This window comes from Afipia broomeae ATCC 49717 (assembly GCF_000314675.2).
GTDB lineage: Bacteria > Pseudomonadota > Alphaproteobacteria > Rhizobiales > Xanthobacteraceae > Afipia > Afipia broomeae.
This window is the reverse complement of the sequence record NZ_KB375282.1, coordinates 984,227-1,002,554: the sequence shown is the minus strand read 5'-3', so window position 1 is coordinate 1,002,554 and position 18,328 is coordinate 984,227. Positions and strand designations below refer to the sequence as shown.

The following is an 18,328-nucleotide window of genomic DNA, read 5'->3' as shown; positions in this document are numbered from 1 at the left end:
TTCGAGATTCCGGGCTCGCTCGCAACTGCTCGCGCCCCGGAATGACGTGCTCCTTTACGCCACCTTCTTGCGCGGCGTAGCGGCAACGTAATTGCCATCGAGGAATCCGACGAGGCGCTTGCGGATGAGGTATTCGGCATCCGCCATGATGCGATCGATCAGTTCCTTGACCGTCGGGATGTCGTGGATCAGTCCGACCATCATGCCGCAGCTCCATGCACCGGCGTCCATGTTCCCGTCGATCATGACCTTCGGATAAACGCCCGCGACTTCCTCGAGAATATCCTCGATCTTGATGCTCTTGCCCTTTTCCTGCTCGATCTGGATCAGCTTTTCGACGCCCTTGTTGGTGAGAACGCGCTCGGTATTGCGCAGGTTGCGCATCACAAGCCGGGTGTCGAATTCGGTCGCCTTGAGCAGCGCCTGCTTCACGTTGTCATGCACCGGGGCTTCCTTGGTGGCGATGAAGCGGGTGCCCATGTTCATGCCCTGCGCGCCCATCGCCAGCGCCGCGACAAGGCTGCGCGCGTCGGCCATGCCGCCGGAGGCGACGAACGGAATCGTCAGTTCTTCTTCCGCGCGCGGCAGCAGGATCATGTTCGGCATGTCGTCTTCGCCGGGATGACCGCCGCATTCGAAACCGTCGACGCTCACCGCGTCACAGCCAATCGCTTCAGCCTTCAGCGAGTGACGGACCGAAGTGCACTTGTGGATCACCTTGATGCCGGCAGCCTTCAGTGCGGGCATGTACTGCTCGGGGCTACGGCCGGCAGTCTCGACCGCCTTGATGCCGGCTTCCTTGATGGCCGCGATATATTCGGGATACGGAGGGGCCGAAAACGTCGGCAGGAAGGTGAGGTTCACGCCGAACGGCTTGTCGGTCATGTCCTTGCACTTGGCGATTTCCTTCGCCAGCAACTCCGGCGTCTTCTGCGTCAGGCCGGTGATAATGCCAAGGCCGCCGGCGTTGGACACCGCCGCCGCGAGCTCCGCGAAGCCAACGTAGTGCATGCCGCCCTGAATGATCGGATGCTGGATGCCGAACAGTTCCGTAATTGCCGTTTTCATGTGTTCCCTCTCCTGGTGTCTTCAATCCGACGTTCATTGCATCGCTTCTGCAAGCGGGCTGATCAGTTTACACCGTTACATTAGGTGCGCGCGGCACGACAATGGTTCGGGCGGGCAAGGCTGCCATGTCTTCCGTTCTGAAAAGGAACGTATCAGGATGAACCGGACCGTCAACTGGTGGTCAAACGCTGAGACAGCGTGTATCAGGGCGGCGATAACTCCATTATCCCGCAACGGAATTTCCGCTTGAACAAGCCGCAGCCCGCTAAACCATTCCTCGACGTTCTCGCCGGAAGCCGCCGGGCCGTGCCGCCGGTCTGGATGATGCGGCAGGCCGGCCGTTACCTGCCCGAGTATCGCGAACTGCGCGCCACGGCTGGCAGTTTTCTCGACCTCTGCTTCAATCCCGAATGGGCCGCCGAGGTGACGCTGCAGCCGATCCGGCGCTTCGGTTTCGATGCCGCGATCATCTTCTCCGACATTCTGGTGATCCCGCATGCGCTGGGACGCTCGGTGCGCTTTGAGGCCGGCGAAGGCCCCCGCCTCGACCCGCTCGACACGCCGGAGAAGATCTCGACGCTGGCGACAACCGCCGACTTCACCAAGCTCGAACCCGTCTATGAGGCGCTGCGCCGGGTCCGCGCCGAACTCGATCCGAAAATCGCGCTGATCGGTTTCTGCGGCGCGCCGTGGACGGTCGCGACCTACATGGTCGCGGGCCAAGGGACGCCGGATCAGGCCCCTGCGCGGATGCTGGCCTATCGCGCGCCCGATGCGTTTGCGAAAATCATCGACGTGCTGGTGGAAAACTCAATCCAGTATCTGCTGGGACAGCTCAAAGCCGGTGCCGACGCGCTGCAGATCTTCGACACATGGGCCGGCGTGCTGCCGCCGCGCGAATTCCAGCGCTGGTCGGTTGAGCCGACGCGGCGGATCGTCGAAGGCGTGCGCGCAAAGGCGCCGAATGCGAAGATCATCGGCTTTCCGCGCGGCGCAGGCGCGCAACTGCCGATGTATGTCGGGCGCACCGCTGTCGACGGCGTCAGCATCGACTGGACGGCGGACCCGTCGCTGATCCGCGAGCGGGTGCAGAACCACGTCGCCGTGCAGGGCAATCTCGATCCGCTGGTCTTGATCGCAGGCGGCGCGGCCCTTGACCGCGCGGTCGACGATGCGCTGGCGAATTACGCCAGCGGCCGATACATCTTCAATCTTGGCCACGGCATCCAGCCGGAAACGCCCATCGCGCATGTCGAGCAGATGCTCAAGCGCGTGCGGGATTATAAAGGCTAGACAGGCCGCGATCGCTCGATGATCGCCGCCGCGCCCTGCGCCAGCAGATCGAATGCCACCGCGCGGCCAAGCTCGCGCGGTTTGTCCGCAGGTCCGGTGCGGGTTGCCTCAAGCAACTGATCGCCCTCCAAATCGAGCACCGACGCAGTCAGCGACATCTCGCGGCCGTTGATCGTTGAGAAACCGGCGATCGGCGAATTGCAGTGGCCGTTGAGCACCCAGAGCACTTCGCGCTCGGCATCGGCGGACAGATGCGCGGCGGGATCGTCGATCAGCGCGAGATATTGCCGCGTCCGCCAGTCGTTCGCTGCACATTCGACTGCAACGATGCCCTGCCCTGCGGCCGGCAGCATTTCAAGCGCGGTGAATTCGTGCGCGATGCGGCCTGCAAGCCCGACACGTTCCAGTCCGGAACGCGCCATGATCAGCGCATCGGCCGGGCCGACTTCGCCGCCGTCCGCGAGCTTTTGCATTTCGCCGTTGTCGAGCTTTCGCACCCGCGTATCGGCCGCGCCGCGGAAATGAATCACTTCGATCTCGGGAAACAGCCGCCGCGCGTAGGCCGCACGCCGCACGGCATTGGTGCCGAGCTTGAAGCCCTTGCCTTTGGTACGCTTCAGCTCGTCGAACGTGACGCCCGCGCGCAGCACCAACGCATCGGTCGGCGGATCGCGCGACAGCGTCGCGCCGATCACAAGGCCCGGCGTATCTTCGTTGCCCGGCATGTCCTTGAGCGAATGCATCGCCGCGTGCAGCTTTCCGGCGATCACGGCCTCGCGAATTTCGGCGACGAATGCGCCGCCCTTGCCTCCGTGCGGCAGCAGCAAACCGGTCTGATCCTGATCGCCGCGCGTCTCGAACTTGACAATCTCGACGTCCAGATCCCGCGCAGCAGCGGTGAGCTGGCGTGCGATTTCCTCGGTCTGCGCAAGCGCCATGGTACTTTTGCGCGTTCCGATACGCATGGAAATTGCTGCCACGTCTGCTCCATCTGGGGGCGAATTATTCGAGCACGATCCGGAAAAACGGAAACCGTTTCCGGCCGGATCATGGTCATATACAGGATGGCGCACAATACGGCGAGCGGTCCCCCGAATGCAACGCATGGGCATCGAAAATGACGGGCAGCGATGCTTTCAGGCTCTGGACGCCGGGCGCATCATTCGGTCTTGATGCGGGTATGATCCAGCGTGCCCCGTCATCCACCGGCGAGAAGCCGCGTGTCGTCATTATCGGCGGCGGGTTTTCCGGCGCTGTGCTGGCGTGGCATCTGCACCGCACCGCGCCCCACCGCCACGACATCATCATCATCGAGCCGCGCGATGAGATCGGCCGCGGCCTCGCCTACGACAGCAGCGATCCGGCGCACCGGATCAATGTGCCGGCGCTGAAAATGAACCTCGACTTCGATGAGGAAGGCCATTTCGAACAATGGCTGATCGCAGCGGGATATCCCGCGCGCGATCCCAAGTCGGTAATCGCCGATGTGCACCTGTTCCCGACACGCGCGGCCTTTGGCGATTATGTCAACGCCCATATCCGTGAACTCGGCGACGCGGTCACGCACCACAAGACAAAAGCCCGCGCTGTCGTTCAACTTGAGAGTGGCTACCGTGTCCCGTGCGAGAACGGCAATGACATTCACGCCGATGCCGTGGTGCTCGCCGTGTGTCACACGCCGCCCCAAGTGCCGTCGTCGATCGCGTCGCTGCGCCATTATCCGCGATTTGTCGCCAACCCGTGGCAGACGGACGCGCTGCGCAGCATCGCGCCGAATGATCGCGTGCTGATTGTCGGCACCGGACTGACCATGGCCGATATCGTCGCCTCGCTCGATCGCCAGGGCCATCGCGGCAAGATCACCGCAGTCTCGCGGCGCGGCCTTCGCTCGCAAACCCACGCGGCACAGTTCACCGACCCGTTCGGCGATTTCGCCAGCGAACCTTCGCGCACCACGCTCTCGTTGCTGCGGCATGTCCGCCGCGCCATTGCGCAGGCCGCGCGCGAAGGATTGTCATGGCATCCGGTGCTCGATCAGTTGCGGCTGCAAGGCTTCGACATCTGGCATGCGCTGCCGCTGCGCGAACGTGCCCGGCTGATCCGCCATCTACGTCCGTTCTGGGACACCTCTCGGTTTCGGATCGCGCCTCAAGTGGATGATGTGATCGTGCGGCGGATCGCGGACGGCACCCTGACAATTCAGGCCGCGTCGGTGCGTGCGGGCAAAAGCGCGGGGCACGACATCGCCGTCGATCTACGCGCGCGGCGCAGCCAGACGTGGGAGCCGGCATCGTTCGACGCCGTCGTGATCGCAACCGGCCCGGCCCATGGCACGGTGTTCGAGAGCAATCCGCTGCTCCAACATCTCGGCAGCAACGGCCTCGCCCGCCCCGATCCGCTTGGTCTCGGCATCGATGTCGATCTTCAGGGCCGCGCCATGGGACGAGACGGAGAGATCGCCGAGCACCTGTATGTAGCAGGTCCGCTGGCGCGCGGTACCTTCGGCGAACTCATGGGCGCGCCGGATCTGGCGCGGCATGCCCACAACATCGCCGAAACCATCGCGCACGCGGATATCCGCGCAGCGCGGTTGCCTCCGCATCCCGTCCAAGCTTAAAACAGGCTCATCATGCGCAGGCGCGCTCCGCGCCGCGCATCAGCCTGCCGGAGATGCAATGACGTCCGCCCTCGCGCGCATCGGTTTTCTTGCGCCCTTGTTCGTTCCTGCCACCCGGCCCGACCGGTATTTCAAGGCCGCCGCGTCCGGCGCCGACGGCATCATCATCGATCTTGAGGATGCTGTCGCTGCAAACGAGAAGGACGCCGCGCGCGCGACTCTGGTTGCTGCGTCCCTGCCGCCCAATTCCATTGTCCGCGTCAATGCGTTCGGGACCCGCTGGCACAATGCGGACGTCGTGGCGATGAAAGGTCTCGGCATCGCCGGGATCATGCTGCCGAAAGCGGAAACCGACGGACATCTGGAGAGCGTGCGCGCCGTGCTGGGCGATCTGCCGGTGATTTCACTGATCGAATCCGCGCACGGCGTCGCGGGCGTCCGCGAGGTCGCCGCGCATTCCGATCGGCTCGCGTTCGGCTATATCGACTTCAGCGCCGATGTCGGTTGCAGCATGGAGCGCGATGCACTGCTGATGGCCCGTGCGGAGATCGTACTGGCCTCGAGGCTAGCCGGATTGCTGCCGCCCCTCGAGGGCGTGACGCCGTCGTTCGACGATCCGGCGCTGGTGGAAGACGACGCGCGTTATGCGGCATCGATGGGTTTCGGCGGCAAGCTCTGCATTCATCCCAAGCAGATTGCGCCGACGCTAGCGGGATTCCGGCCGTCGCAAAAAGACATCGACTGGGCAACGAAGATCGCGAATTCGGGAGATGGCGCAGTGTCGGTCGACGGCATGATGGTCGATGCGCCGGTGCGCCTTCGCGCACAACGCATCCTCGCGGCAGCGAAGGCAAGCGACGCCGCCGGGGGCTAGGCTTTCATCTAGGTAGGCTCAGGCCGCGACCGGCGGCCAGGTCATCAGAACCATCTCGACGATCTTCTTGAGTTCGTCGCGTTTGGCTCCGCCGACGGCCTGCACCGCAAGCCCCTGCGAAATCGTCGCGATGTAGCGCGCCAGCGCCGCGGGGTCCGCCGCGTGGGGGAGATCGCCTTCGGATTTGGCGCGCTCGAATCGCGCGCGCAAATCGCTTTCGAACTGGCTGCGGCGCACGCGCAACTCCTGCTTGATCGATTCAGCCGCATCACCACCGGTCAACGCGCCATTGATAGAGAGACATCCTGCGGGACATTCGGGATCGGTCACGGCATCCACTTCGCTGTAGAGCAAGTTCTCCACAACTGCGCGCGCGGTCGGCAGCAGCAGCGCACGCTTGGTGTAGCCCGCCGGGCCATCGATATAAGAATCGAACGCTTTGCGGAAAAGTTCTTCCTTGTTGCCGAATGCGGCATAGAGCGACGGTTTGGTAATACCCATAGCTTCGGTCAGGTCCGCCATCGACGCGCCCTCGTATCCCTTCTCCCAAAACACGTGCAACGCGTTTTCCAGAGCCTGGTCGAGGTCGAATTCGCGGGGTCGTCCGATCGCCACAATAAGAACCTTTCTGATTTTGTACCTTTCGTTAGATATGTCCCTTGACGGCGAAAGTCCAAGGCCCATTTATATCGAGCGTTACAGTTGCAGCGCAGCAATAAAGCACTGCAACCTCGGGGCAAATCGGAACTTTATTCTCTCGTCACATGACGATCCCCCGCAACGCATTGAAATAACAGCGATTTGCGCTTGTGGCGCGAAGCGCAAAAGTGGGGTCGATAATGAAAAGCCTTTCAAAAAGAACGAGCCTGATTGGAGCCAGCGTTGGTCTGGTCATTCTGGCAGCCGCTGGAGCCCTGATCTCAACCACCTCGAACAACCGAGCCAAGGCGGATGCTGCGGCCCCACCGCCGGCGACTCCGGTTTCGGTCGCGGACGTCAAGGAACGGGAAACGGCGATCTGGGACGAGTTCTCCGGACGCCTCGAAGCCGTCGAGCAGGTTGAAGTCCGCTCGCGCGTCGCGGGCGCCATCCAGGAAATCCGTTTCCGCGAAGGCGCGCTGGTTCAAAAGGACGACATTCTCGTCGTGATCGATCCGGCGCTCTATGCCGCCGAGGTTGCCCGCGCGGAAGCTCAGGTCGCCGCCGCGCAGTCGCGTCTCGTCTTCACCAAGAGCGATTACGAGCGCGGACAGCAACTGACCGGCTCCAACACCATTTCGCAGCGCGATCAGGATAACCGCATCAACGCCTATCGCGAGGCGGAAGCCAACCTCAAGGCCGCACAGGCCACCCTCAAAACCGCGCAGCTTAACCTCGGCTACACCGAAGTCCGCGCGCCCGTCACGGGCCGGGTCGGCAAGCGCGAGATCACCGTCGGCAATCTGATCGCCGCCGGTCCAGGTTCGCCGCTGCTGACCACCATCGTCTCGACCTCGCCGATCTATGCCAGCTTCAACGCCGACGAGCAGGTCGTCCTGCGTGCGCTCGACGCGCTCGGCAAGGACGATGCGGCATCGAAGACCGGCCGCATCCCCGTCAAGATGGGGACCGCGACCAGCAATGGCCTGCCGTTCGAGGGCCAGATGCAGCTGATCGACAACCAGGTCGATGCACGCAGCGGCACGGTGCGGGTCCGCGCCATCTTCGACAACAAGGATGGCCGCCTGATCCCGGGACAATTCGTCCGCCTGCAGATGGGTCAGCCCAAGACCGAACGCGCCATGATGATCAACGAGCGCGCCGTCGGCACCGACCAGAACAAGAAGTACGTGATGGTCGTGAACAAGGAGAACAAGGCCGAGTATCGCGAAGTCTCGCTCGGCGTCGCTGTCGATGGCCTGCGCGTGGTCACCGCCGGCCTGAAGCCGGGCGAGCAGATCGTCGTCAAGGGAATGCAGCGCATTCGCCCCGGCGCGCCTGTCGCACCCGAAGTGATTGCGATGGACGCGAACTGACGCAGAGCGTTCCCCATCAACAACGTCATTGCGAGCGAGGCGAAGCAATCCGTCGCTGAGAAAAGAAAAGCTGGATTGCTACGTCGCTACGCTCCTCGCAATGACGGCATCAGACAGTCGACTGCAACAAAACCAATAATGAGATGACGTCATGAATATCTCGAGATTTTTTATCGACCGGCCGATTTTCGCCGGCGTGCTGTCGGCGCTGATCCTGCTTGCGGGTTTGCTGTCGCTGCCTGCGCTGCCGATCTCCGAATATCCGGAAGTTGCGCCGCCCATCGTGACGGTGCGCGCGCTCTATCCCGGCGCCAACCCCAAGGTCATCATTGAATCGGTCGCGACGCCGCTCGAAGAGCAGATCAACGGCGTCGAGAACATGCTCTATATGAACAGCCAGGCGACCACCGACGGCGTGCTGACCCTCAACGTCACCTTCCGTCTCGGCACCAATCCCGACCTTGCGCAACAGATGGTTCAGAACCGCGTCTCGCAGGCGGAGTCACGACTGCCGGCGGTCACGCGCCAGCTCGGCATCACCACGGTGAAGAGCTCGCCGAACATCACGCTGGTGGTGCATCTGCTGTCGCCGAACGACCGCTACGACACCACCTACCTGCGCAACTTCGGCGTGCTCAATGTGAAGGACCGCCTCGCCCGTATCCGCGGCGTCGGTCAGGTCCAGATTTGGGGGGCGGGCGATTACGCCATGCGTGTCTGGCTCGACCCGCAAAAGGTCGCCGAGCTCGGTCTGTCACCCGGTGACATCACCCGCGAAATCCAGGCCCAGAACGTCGAGGCCGCGGCCGGCACCGTCGGCGGCGCGCCGAACTCCGCGGACGTCACGTTGCAGATGCCGCTCAACGCGCAGGGCCGCCTCAAGGACGAGCAGGAATTCGGCGATATCGTCATCAAGACCGGACAGAACGGTGAAATCACCCGTCTGCGCGACGTCGCACGGATCGAGCTTGGCGCGTCCGAATATGCGCTGCGTTCGCAGATCGACAACAAATCCGCAGTCGGCATCGGCATCTTCCAGGCACCCGGCGCCAACGCGCTCGCGATCGCCGACGAAGTCCACTCGGTCATGAAGCAGATCAAGCAGAACATGCCGGAGGGCGTCGATTATCGCATCGCTTACGATCCGACGCGGTTCATCCGCGCGTCGATCGAAGCCGTGATCCACACCCTGCTGGAAGCCATCGCGCTGGTGGTGCTGGTCGTCATCCTGTTCCTGCAGACCTGGCGCGCGTCGATCATTCCCCTGATCTCGGTGCCGGTCTCGATCATCGGCACCTTCGCGGTGCTGCTGCTGTTCGGCTATTCGATCAACGCGCTGAGCCTGTTCGGGCTGGTGCTCGCCATCGGCATCGTGGTCGACGACGCCATCGTCGTGGTCGAGAACGTCGAACGCAACATCGAGGAAGGATTGTCGCCGCGCGATGCGACCTATCGCGCCATGAACGAGGTGTCGGGGCCGATCATCGCGATTGCGCTCGTGCTGGTGGCGGTGTTCGTGCCGCTCGGCTTCATCAGCGGCCTCACCGGCCAGTTCTACAAGCAGTTCGCCATGACCATCGCGATCTCGACGGTGATCTCCGCGATCAACTCGCTGACGCTGTCGCCGGCACTCGCAGCCCTTCTGTTGAAGGGCCACGATCAGCCGAAGGATGCGCTCAGCCGCGGCATGGACAAGGTCCTCGGCGGTTTCTTCCGGCGGTTCAACAACGTCTTTCAGAAAGCTTCGGATTCCTACAGCGGCGGCGTCAAGCGGGTGATCTCTCGCAAGGCTGCCGTCATGGTCGTCTATCTGGTGCTCATCGGCGTTACCGCGGTCCTGTTCAGGGTCGTCCCCGGCGGTTTCGTGCCGTTGCAGGACAAGCAGTATCTGATCGGCTTCGCCCAGTTGCAGGAAGGCGCGACGCTCGACCGCACCGAAGAGGTGATGCGGCGAATGTCCGAGATCGCCATGCAGCAGCCCGGCGTTGAAAGCGCCGTAGCCTTCCCGGGCCTGTCGATCAACGGCTTCACCAACTCGTCCAGCGCAGGCATCGTGTTCTCGACGCTGAAGCCCTTCGGGGAACGCAAGGACCCGTCGCTCAGCGCCAACGCCATCGCTGCGGAACTGAACAAGAAGTACACGGTCATTCAGGATGCCTTCGTGGCCATGCTGCCGCCGCCGCCGGTCGACGGCCTCGGCACCACCGGCGGCTTCAAGCTCCAGCTCGAAGATCAGGTCGGCCTCGGCTACGAGGCGCTGGACGAAGCCAAAAAGGCCTTCCTCGCAAAAGCGATGCAGGCGCCGGAGCTGACCGGGTTGTTCTCGAGCTACAAGGTCGACGTCCCGCAGCTTTACGCGGACATCGACCGCACCCGCGCGCGTCAGCTCAACGTGCCGATCACCAGCATCTTCGAGACGCTGCAGGTTTACCTCGGCTCGTACTACGTCAACGACTTCAACAAATTCGGCCGCGTCTACTCGGTGCGCGTGCAGGCCGACGGCAAGTTCCGCGCAAGGCCGGAAGATGTCGGCCAGCTGAAGGTCCGCTCGACCACCGGCGAAATGATTCCGCTGTCGGTGCTGTTGAAGCTGCAATCCGCCGCCGGTCCTGAAAGCGCGATGCGCTATAACGGCTTCCTCGCGGCGGACATCAACGGCAACAACGCGCCGGGCTATTCCACCGGCCAGGCCCAAGCCGCGGTCGCACGCATCGCCAACGAGACGCTGCCCAAGGGCATCGGCTTCGAGTGGACCGACCTCACCTATCAGGAGATCATCGCCGGCAACACCTCGCTCTACATCTTCCCGATCGTGATGCTGCTGGTGTTCCTGGTGCTCGCTGCGCAGTATGAAAGCCTGATGCTGCCGCTGGCGATCATCATGATCGTTCCGATGTCACTGCTGGCCGCAATGTTCGGGGTCTGGATCACCGGCAACGACAACAACATCTTCACCCAGATCGGCCTGTTCGTTCTGGTCGGGTTGTCGGCGAAGAACGCGATTCTGATCGTGGAGTTCGCGCGCGAACTTGAGTTCGCCGGGCGCTCTCCGATCGCCGCGGCGATCGAGGCCAGCCGTCTGCGGTTGCGGCCGATCCTGATGACGTCCATCGCCTTCATCATGGGTGTGGTGCCGCTGGTGACGTCTGTCGGCGCAGGCGCGGAGATGCGTCACGCCATGGGCATCGCGGTGTTCTCCGGCATGATCGGCGTCACGGCGTTCGGCATCTTCTTCACGCCGGTGTTCTACGTGCTGCTGCGGGGCCTCACCGGTAACAAGCCGCTGGTTCAGCACGGCGACAGCTCGATTGAGCCAGTCCAGGCCGCTCATACCGCACCTCATGCGCTGAAGGACGCGGCTGAATAGCCTGCCATGCCCGGCAGGCCACACGATGGCGCAAAGCTGCATTGCCCGTGACAGCGATGTGCCCGCGACGAAGCGATCCGGTCCTTGCCCCTCCAAGCCGGATCGCTTCAGTCGCACCTTCTGCAAAAGAAAATGGCCGGGGATGACCCCGGCCATTTTTATTCACACGACGAGAAACGATCTCATCGCAAGTGGGGTGCGCCCCTATCCGCTGGAAAGATAAAAAGGTCAGCCCAGCGTCTTCGCCAAAGCGCGAAACTTCTCGAGCTGGCCTGTCTTCAGCGCGCGATTCTCGTCGCGGCCGACGAACACCTTGAACATCACGCCGCCATCGACGTTAAGAAACGCCGCAAAGGCGGACGGCTTGCCCATGAACGGGCGTTCGACGAAGGCAATGCCGCCGCAGCGCTCATGACGCAGATGGCCGTGCATCCCCTTCGGCTTCATGATGTTGTAGTAGCCACGCCCGATCTCGCCGCCGCCCACCGGCTCGGTGACCTCGAAGATGCCGTCCTCGGTGTGGATGATCAGCGTCACCTCGCCCCATGTCGCGATATCCTGCATCGCGGGCACAAAGGCCGAGCCCGGCGCAAAGCTGCGCATCTCGTCCGGCAGCGCCTCTATCACGGCGCGCGCCGTGACGTTCTTCTCCCGTGCGACGTCTTCGATGACGCCGCCCGGATTTTCCGCCATGTGCTTTTTCAGATCGGCCAGATCAGTGCTCAGCATGGATCAGGCCGCCGCACTGGACTTGCGCTCGGTCTGGATCACCTCGAAGCCCTCGAACTTCGGATGGCCGAGATAAAGGCTCTCGCCGGTCTGGTTGTCGGCGCGGGCATGCGCCTTGCGGAATTGCTCAGATTTGGTCCAGGCCTCGAACGCCGCCTTGTCCGCCCACAACGTATGAGTCGAGTACAGCGTGTGATCGTCAGCCTTCGGCCCGCGCAGCAGATTGAATTCGATGAAACCCGCAAGCTCGCTGAGATAGGACTCGCGCGTCGACCACACGGTCTCGAACGCCTGCTCGGAGCCGGTCTTCACCTGAAAACGGTTCATCGCAATAAACATTGGTCTTCTCCTGTTTGTCTCATTGTAAGGCCGAATGGCCGGTTATCAAAGTGTCGTTCATGAGAGCCTGCGCTGAAACGCAGCGAGCCGCGCAGAAAAGCTCTGCGCGGCAACCTCTTTTTGCTTTTCAAAAAGCAGTGACTGATCGTTCTGCGTTCAGCTTCCTCCGAAGTGATACTTGAGCCCGGCCTTGTAGACGATGCCCGCGCCGGCGCTGGCCCACAGCACGTCGTTCTGCGGAGACGTGAAGTCGGCGGCGCGCGGAATGGCATAAGGCCGGTAGTACTGGTTCAGAAGATTCTCGACCGAGAAGTTCAGCGCGAAATCCTTGGTCGGCTTCACTTGCAGGTAGAGGTTGACCAGATCGTAGGACGTGCCGGGCAGATACGTGACCGGGATGTCGGTATTGCTCTTCACCGACGTCCACATCGCCGACAGTACGACCTGATCGTCGAGGAAGCGCAGGCCCGCGGTCGTCGTCACCTTCTGCGGCTGGATGCTGTACAGGCCGATGTTGGTCTGGGTGTTCTTGCCTTCCTGCAGCGTCACCGACACGCCGACGAAGAAGTCGTTGGCATCGTACATCGTTTCAGCTTCGAAGCCCTGGATCCGGGCATGCGCGATGTTCTGATACTGAAGATACGTGGTCGGAAACACGCCCGGAATCGGCGGGAAGGAATTGAACGGAGGTCCGGTGAACTGGACACTGTCGATATAGTCGTCGACATCGTTGCGGAACACGTTGAACTTGCCGCGGAAGCTGTCGCCGGCTCTGAACAGACCGTTCTGCTTGATGTTGACGCCGACCTCCTTGGTCTTGCCGACCTCAGGACGCAGATTGGGATTCGGCAGGAAGCAGAAGAAACCGCGCGTGCCATCGGGGCAGATCGAAAAGTCGCCTTGCCCGGCGCCGGTCGCGACGTGAGCACCGTTCACGAGCGTCTCGGTGATCGAAGGGGCGCGATATCCCTCGGCGTAGCTGATGTAGGGCGTCATGACGGCAGCGGGCATCAGCCCGACAGTGATTTTCGGCGAGAAGCGGTCGCCGCTGGCGGAGCCCGCCGAGGAGTTCAGTTGATAGTTATCGTAGCGGACCGCCCCCACCATCTCGAGCAGCGAGGTGTAGTTGGTCTTCCACTGAACGAACGCGCCGGTGACCGTGCGTTCACCGCCGGGCGTGGTCTTGTTGGAGTTGCCGCTCTTGTCGAAGGTTGAAACGTCGTCGCGGAAACCGTCACCGCCGTAAGTCACGGCATGACGCCAGTCGCCGGTTTCAAAGCGGGACGTGTTGTGAACATCGAAACCGAAGGTGTCGATCAGATAGCCGCGCTGGTCGCCGATACAGCCGGTGATGCTGTTGCCCGGTTGACCGCCGGTGCAGTTTCCGGTGGCCAGTGCGGAGTTGTGCAGGGTCTTGACCTGCTGGCTGTCGGTACGATTCCAGTAGATCTTCGCATCCCAGTCGAAGATCTGATCGTCAGGCCGCGAGTATTTCCAGCCCAGCGTTGTCGTGTAGTTCTTCAGGTTGGTCGCATACACCGAGGTGCCGTTGCCCGCAGAGCCCGGCTGCGCGAAAGGCTGTCCCAGCGGGCGGCGCGGCTGGCCGACATTGTAGATGTCTTCCTGGAAGATTCCGCCGAACTTGATTTCATGACCGTCGGCAGGACGAACGGTCAGCTTGGCGATACCGCTCGACAGCCGCTGCGCGGTGTTCTCGACCGGAATGCCAAGACCGTCCTTGTAGTTGTCCTGCGTCGAGTAAGTGCCGCCCGCGAACACGTCGACATTCGGATTGACGTGGACGCCGCCGAAGATCGAGCCGAGCGCCCGGCCATGGTTGGTGCCGAAGATCGTATTGGTATCGACGCCCCAGCGCTCGCCGGGACGCACCACATCCTGGATGTCCTTGGTCCGGAACGACGCCACGCCGCCGATCGCGCCCGAGCCGTAGATGTTGGCTGTCGGGCCGCGCACGATGTCGATGCCGCCGATCAGTTCTGGATTGAGGAAGAACGAACCGTTCGAGTTGTGGCCGGTGCGCTGATAGTTCTGGCGCGCGCCATCGACGACGACCGCAACGCGGCCGAAGTCCTGCAAGCCGCGAATGTTGATCGATGTCGATGGATCGTCGCCGCGATCCTGTATCCAGACACCTGGCATGGTGTAGACGAGATCGCCGATGCGCGTGGCCTGACGTCCCTGAATCTGCTCCAGCGTCATGACGCTGACCGGCGCCAGCGCATCGATCGCGCGCTCCTGGGTTTTGGATGCGGCAACCGTGATTTCGTCGAGCGACTGATAGACCGGCTGGCCGATCTGCGCGTTGGCATTCATTGGATTGCTCGGCACCGGCACTTCCGCCATCGGCGCGCCCGCGCGTTTGCGCTTGATCGGTTTCGGCTTGGCAGGTTGCACAGAAGCATCGGCAGATTGCGCATGCACCGGCGTGGCCGCGACCACTCCCCCCAGCGCAACAACAGACACGGATAATAGCAGCGCGCACGCGCGCGCATTCAGCCCCAGCATGACAGCCCCAAATCTCAACTTTGTTTTGCGTGATGCGGCTGGCGGGCATCGCCCAAAGGCGGCTGGCTGGCTGTCGTAGAATCCCGTTGGTCTGCGCCAACGCGTTGCCACTTTTCGTAAAATGATCGGGCTGGGTCAAGCCGACGAACGATCAGTTTAAACCTATTGTAAACTTGAGTGTTGGAATTCGCGCGCCGACAAACCTAAGAACAACAGGACTTCAAAAACTGGACGCGCAAAACGTATGAATGCTGGCTCTCCTCACGATCCCGACGGCTCCTCGGGCAAAGATGCCGGCGATAAATCTAGAACGACTCTAATTGAGCGTTCGATCCCTTTGACGGATAACCATATCAACAGCCGCGACCTGTTCCTCGCCTCGCGCGAGATCATGATCGTGCATGGCGAGGACACGTATCGTCTGCGGTTGACTGCGCAAAACAAGCTGATCCTGACCAAATGAAAAGCAGAACGCCGGCTTCCCGAACGATTGGCGCGACGTTTAGCGTCACGCTCGCCCTCACTGCGGGCCTTTGCGTCAGCGTCGTCTCGTTTGCGGCGGCGCGCGCCGAAGGTATCATCATCCACGACGCACGCGGCCGCGACGTGACCATCGGCAACACATCGCGCATCGTCTCGATCGGCGGTGCGATCACCGAGATTCTGTATGCGCTCGATCTTCAGGACAAAATCGTCGGCATCGACAGCACGAGTCTTTATCCGCCGAAGGCGCTCGGCGAAAAGCCAAACGTCGGATACATGCGGCAATTGAGCGCAGAAGGCGTGCTCGGCCTTAACCCGCAATTGATCCTTGCGATCGAAGGCTCCGGTCCGAAGGAAACCCTCGACGTTATCGAGGCAGCAAAGATTCCGTTTGTGTCGTTCCCCGAGACTTATACGGAGCAAGGGCTGATCGACAAAATCAAGCTGGTTGCGCATGCGATGGATGCGGATGCACGCGGTGCCTGTCTCGCTGCCGCAGTCAGCAGCGACCTCGCCGAACTGAAGAAATTGCGCGACGGCGTCAAGCAGCCCGCGCGCGTGATGTTCGTCATGTCGTTCCTCAACGGCCGCGCCATGGTGGCGGGACACAAGACAGCGGCGAACGAGATCATCAAGCTCGCCGGCGGCGTCAATGCGGTCGACGGCTTCGACGGCTACAAGCCGGTCAACGACGAAGCCATCGTTGCGGCCAGGCCGGACGTCATCCTCACCATGCAGCGCGGCCGCGAACAACTCGATGCGGAGGCTGTGTTCGCCAATCCGTCATTCGCGCTGACGCCTGCCGCCGCGAAGAAATCATTCGTCGCGATGGACGGGCTGTACCTGCTCGGTTTCGGACCGCGCACCGCCGCCGCAGCCCGCGATCTCGCGCTGTCGCTTTATCCCGGCCTCAACGAGAAGGCTGCGACGTGGAAGCCGGCGACGCTTTCCGTCGACTGCCATAAATGACGGTGACAGAAACGACGCCGTTGGCTGCCGCCACGCCCGGTGGGTCCATGCGCCCCTCCGCAATTGCGGTGTATGCCGTTCTGACCGCGGGTGTACTCGCAGTTGCGCTGCTGGCGACCACCGTCGGCGCGGCCGGCATTCCGCTGCCCCGTCTTGCTGCTGCGCTCGGACTGAACATCGCCGGCGCTGATCCCGCGTTGCTCGCACGTGACGAACTCGTGCTGTGGTCGATCCGGATTCCGCGCATCGCGATTGCCGGCATGATCGGAGGCCTGCTCGCACTGTCCGGCGCCATCATGCAGGGCCTGTTCCGCAATCCTCTTGCCGATCCGGCGCTGGTCGGCGTCTCGAGCGGCGGCGCGTTTGCCGCGGCATCAGCCATCGTGATCTCGGACAGTGCGTGGGGCGCGAGCTTCCGCTTCATGCAACTGGAGTTGTTGCCGGTCGCAGCGTTCGCAGGGTCGCTGCTGACCACCACCATCCTCTACAAGATCGCCAGCCGCGAGGGCCGCACCTCGGTTGCGATTTTCCTGCTCGCAGGGCTCGCCATCGCGGCCATCGCCAACGCCGGCATCGGGCTTCTGGTGTTTGTCGCCGACGACCGCCAGTTGCGCGACATCACCTTCTGGCTGCTTGGTTCGTTGAGTGGCGCGACCTGGCCGAAAGCCGGAATGGTCGCACCCGTCGCATTGCTTGCGGTGCTGGCGATCCCGCTGATCGCGCGCGGTCTCGATGTGCTGGTGCTGGGCGAAGCGGAAGCCTTTCACACCGGCGTCGATGTCGAGCGGCTGAAGAAAATCTCGATTGTGCTGATTTCCGCAATGACCGGCGTCGCGGTGTCGATCTGCGGAGTGGTCGGCTTCGTCGGCATCGTGGTGCCGCATCTGTTGCGCATCGTCATCGGCCCCGGCCACCGGCTGCTGCTGCCCGCCTCGGTTTTCCTCGGAGCCATTCTCCTCATTCTGGCCGATACCATCGCGCGCGTACTGGCCGCGCCCGCCGAGGTGCCGATCGGAATTCTCACCGCTGCGCTTGGCGCACCGTTCTTCCTATTTATCCTGCTGCGGCAACGAAAGCTGATCGCGTCGTGACATTCTCTCGCCCCGCGCTGATCGAAGCCGATGCGGTCTGCATGAAAGTCCGGCAGGCGACGCTGCTCGATCGCGTGAGCGCACGGGTGCATGGCGGCGAAACCGTCGCCATCGTCGGGCCGAACGGCGCGGGAAAGTCGACATTGCTGCGGCTGTTGTCCGGCGATCTTCGCTGCACAGGCGGCGGTGTCCGTCTCAAGGGCCGCGACCTCGCGTCGTTCTCCTCGCGCGATCTCGCGAACAACCGCGTCATGCTGTCCCAGCATGTCAATGTCTCTTTCCCGTTCACGGTCGAGGAGATCGTCGCCATGGGCGCCGGCGATCGCCCACGCTCCATCGCAGCGCCGCTGGTCGATGCCGCCATTGCCGAACTGGACCTGACACCGTTCCGCCACCGTGAATTGCCGACACTGTCGGGCGGCGAACAGCAGCGCGCGCATTTCGCTCGCGTCCTGGTGCAGCTTGCCTGCGGCGAAGCCGAACAGGGCCCGGGCGTTCTGCTGCTGGACGAGCCGACCTCCAGCCTCGATCTGCGCCATCAGATCAATCTCGTCGAGACCGCAAAGCGCCGGGCGCGCACCGGCACCGCGGTGGTCGCGGTGCTGCACGACCTCAATCTCGCGGTACGCTTTGCGGACCGCATCATCGTTCTGCGCAAGGGAACGGTCGCCGCCGACGGCAGCCCTGCCGAGACGATCACCAACGAAATGATCCGCGACGTGTTTGATGTCGAGACCAGCATCGGCTCCGAAGACGGCCAGCCCTACGTGCTGCTTCAGCGCATGCAGTAACGCCTTTACGGCGACCGCTCACCGGGCGTTTTCATATTCCGCACATCGAATTCAACACGCTGGATACTGCGCCGCACGCGCGGCCGATTGCCGTTTCGGCTCGCATCCGTTATGTCTGATCGAGATTCACCTCCGGCCTCCTGCATTGCAGCACGCGCAACATCGG

15 protein-coding genes are annotated in these 18,328 nt (G+C 62.6%); 9 read left to right on the top strand and 6 right to left on the bottom strand.

The window, feature by feature from the left end:
• Positions 1-54 precede the first annotated feature (54 nt).
• Entirely contained in the window at positions 55-1,068 is a 1,014-nt protein-coding gene (locus tag HMPREF9695_RS04675) for an NAD(P)H-dependent flavin oxidoreductase (RefSeq protein ID WP_006019657.1), read from the bottom strand.
• A gap of 246 nt (positions 1,069-1,314) precedes the next feature.
• On the opposite strand from HMPREF9695_RS04675, the gene hemE reads away from it, so the two are divergent.
• Entirely contained in the window at positions 1,315-2,361 is a 1,047-nt protein-coding gene (hemE, locus tag HMPREF9695_RS04670) for a uroporphyrinogen decarboxylase (RefSeq protein WP_041711292.1), read from the top strand.
• On the opposite strand, the gene hemC is transcribed toward hemE, so the two are convergent.
• Positions 2,358-3,326 carry a hydroxymethylbilane synthase gene (gene hemC / locus HMPREF9695_RS04665; RefSeq protein WP_041711288.1) on the bottom strand — a complete coding sequence of 323 codons (969 nt, stop codon included), beginning with the start codon at positions 3,324-3,326 and terminating at the stop codon, positions 2,358-2,360. The genes hemE and hemC overlap by 4 nt on opposite strands.
• 152 nt (positions 3,327-3,478) lie before the next feature.
• On the opposite strand from hemC, the gene HMPREF9695_RS04660 reads away from it, so the two are divergent.
• Together HMPREF9695_RS04660 and HMPREF9695_RS04655 are read left to right on the top strand one after the other, a co-directional pair.
• On the top strand, positions 3,479-4,978 hold the full coding sequence (locus tag HMPREF9695_RS04660) for an FAD/NAD(P)-binding protein (protein ID WP_006019654.1): 1,500 nt from the start codon (positions 3,479-3,481) through the stop codon (positions 4,976-4,978).
• A 58-nt stretch (positions 4,979-5,036) separates the two neighbouring features.
• Positions 5,037-5,852: an HpcH/HpaI aldolase/citrate lyase family protein gene (locus HMPREF9695_RS04655; protein ID WP_006019653.1), complete on the top strand. Its 816-nt coding sequence runs from the start codon at positions 5,037-5,039 to the stop codon at positions 5,850-5,852.
• Between the two features lie 18 nt (positions 5,853-5,870).
• Here the strand turns inward: HMPREF9695_RS04655 and HMPREF9695_RS04650 are convergent, their stop codons facing one another.
• Positions 5,871-6,467 (bottom strand): TetR/AcrR family transcriptional regulator, encoded by a 597-nt coding sequence (locus HMPREF9695_RS04650; protein WP_006019652.1) that lies wholly within the window; start codon positions 6,465-6,467, stop codon positions 5,871-5,873.
• Positions 6,468-6,691: 224 nt separating this feature from the next.
• On the opposite strand from HMPREF9695_RS04650, the gene HMPREF9695_RS04645 reads away from it, so the two are divergent.
• Together HMPREF9695_RS04645 and HMPREF9695_RS04640 are read left to right on the top strand one after the other, a co-directional pair.
• Positions 6,692-7,867: an efflux RND transporter periplasmic adaptor subunit gene (locus tag HMPREF9695_RS04645; protein WP_006019651.1), complete on the top strand. Its 1,176-nt coding sequence runs from the start codon at positions 6,692-6,694 to the stop codon at positions 7,865-7,867.
• A 151-nt stretch (positions 7,868-8,018) separates the two neighbouring features.
• A complete protein-coding gene (locus HMPREF9695_RS04640; RefSeq protein WP_006019650.1) occupies positions 8,019-11,234 on the top strand; it encodes an efflux RND transporter permease subunit in 3,216 nt (1,071 codons plus the stop codon).
• 228 nt (positions 11,235-11,462) lie between these two features.
• On the opposite strand, the gene hutX is transcribed toward HMPREF9695_RS04640, so the two are convergent.
• The 3 genes from hutX to HMPREF9695_RS04625 all read right to left on the bottom strand — a co-directional run bounded on the left by hutX (position 11,463) and on the right by HMPREF9695_RS04625 (position 14,828).
• On the bottom strand, positions 11,463-11,963 hold the full coding sequence (hutX, locus tag HMPREF9695_RS04635) for a heme utilization cystosolic carrier protein HutX (RefSeq protein WP_006019648.1): 501 nt from the start codon (positions 11,961-11,963) through the stop codon (positions 11,463-11,465).
• A gap of 3 nt (positions 11,964-11,966) precedes the next feature.
• The gene (gene hmuQ / locus HMPREF9695_RS04630; protein WP_006019647.1) at positions 11,967-12,302 is read right to left on the bottom strand and encodes a heme-degrading protein HmuQ; all 336 of its coding nucleotides are present in this window, start codon (positions 12,300-12,302) and stop codon (positions 11,967-11,969) included.
• A 156-nt stretch (positions 12,303-12,458) separates the two neighbouring features.
• The gene (locus HMPREF9695_RS04625) at positions 12,459-14,828 is read right to left on the bottom strand and encodes a TonB-dependent hemoglobin/transferrin/lactoferrin family receptor (protein WP_006019646.1); all 2,370 of its coding nucleotides are present in this window, start codon (positions 14,826-14,828) and stop codon (positions 12,459-12,461) included.
• Between the two features lie 244 nt (positions 14,829-15,072).
• Between HMPREF9695_RS04625 and HMPREF9695_RS04620 the strand changes: the two genes are divergently transcribed.
• The 4 genes from HMPREF9695_RS04620 to HMPREF9695_RS04605 are packed head-to-tail and all read left to right on the top strand — an operon-like array spanning position 15,073 to position 18,162.
• Positions 15,073-15,291: a hemin uptake protein HemP gene (locus HMPREF9695_RS04620; RefSeq protein WP_006019645.1), complete on the top strand. Its 219-nt coding sequence runs from the start codon at positions 15,073-15,075 to the stop codon at positions 15,289-15,291.
• Positions 15,288-16,280 carry a heme/hemin ABC transporter substrate-binding protein gene (locus HMPREF9695_RS04615; RefSeq protein ID WP_006019644.1) on the top strand — a complete coding sequence of 331 codons (993 nt, stop codon included), beginning with the start codon at positions 15,288-15,290 and terminating at the stop codon, positions 16,278-16,280. The genes HMPREF9695_RS04620 and HMPREF9695_RS04615 overlap by 4 nt, the downstream gene beginning before the upstream one ends.
• Entirely contained in the window at positions 16,277-17,371 is a 1,095-nt protein-coding gene (locus tag HMPREF9695_RS04610) for a FecCD family ABC transporter permease (protein WP_006019643.1), read from the top strand. The genes HMPREF9695_RS04615 and HMPREF9695_RS04610 overlap by 4 nt, the downstream gene beginning before the upstream one ends.
• Positions 17,368-18,162 carry a heme ABC transporter ATP-binding protein gene (locus tag HMPREF9695_RS04605; RefSeq protein ID WP_006019642.1) on the top strand — a complete coding sequence of 265 codons (795 nt, stop codon included), beginning with the start codon at positions 17,368-17,370 and terminating at the stop codon, positions 18,160-18,162. The genes HMPREF9695_RS04610 and HMPREF9695_RS04605 overlap by 4 nt, the downstream gene beginning before the upstream one ends.
• The last annotated feature ends 166 nt before the right edge of the window (positions 18,163-18,328 follow it).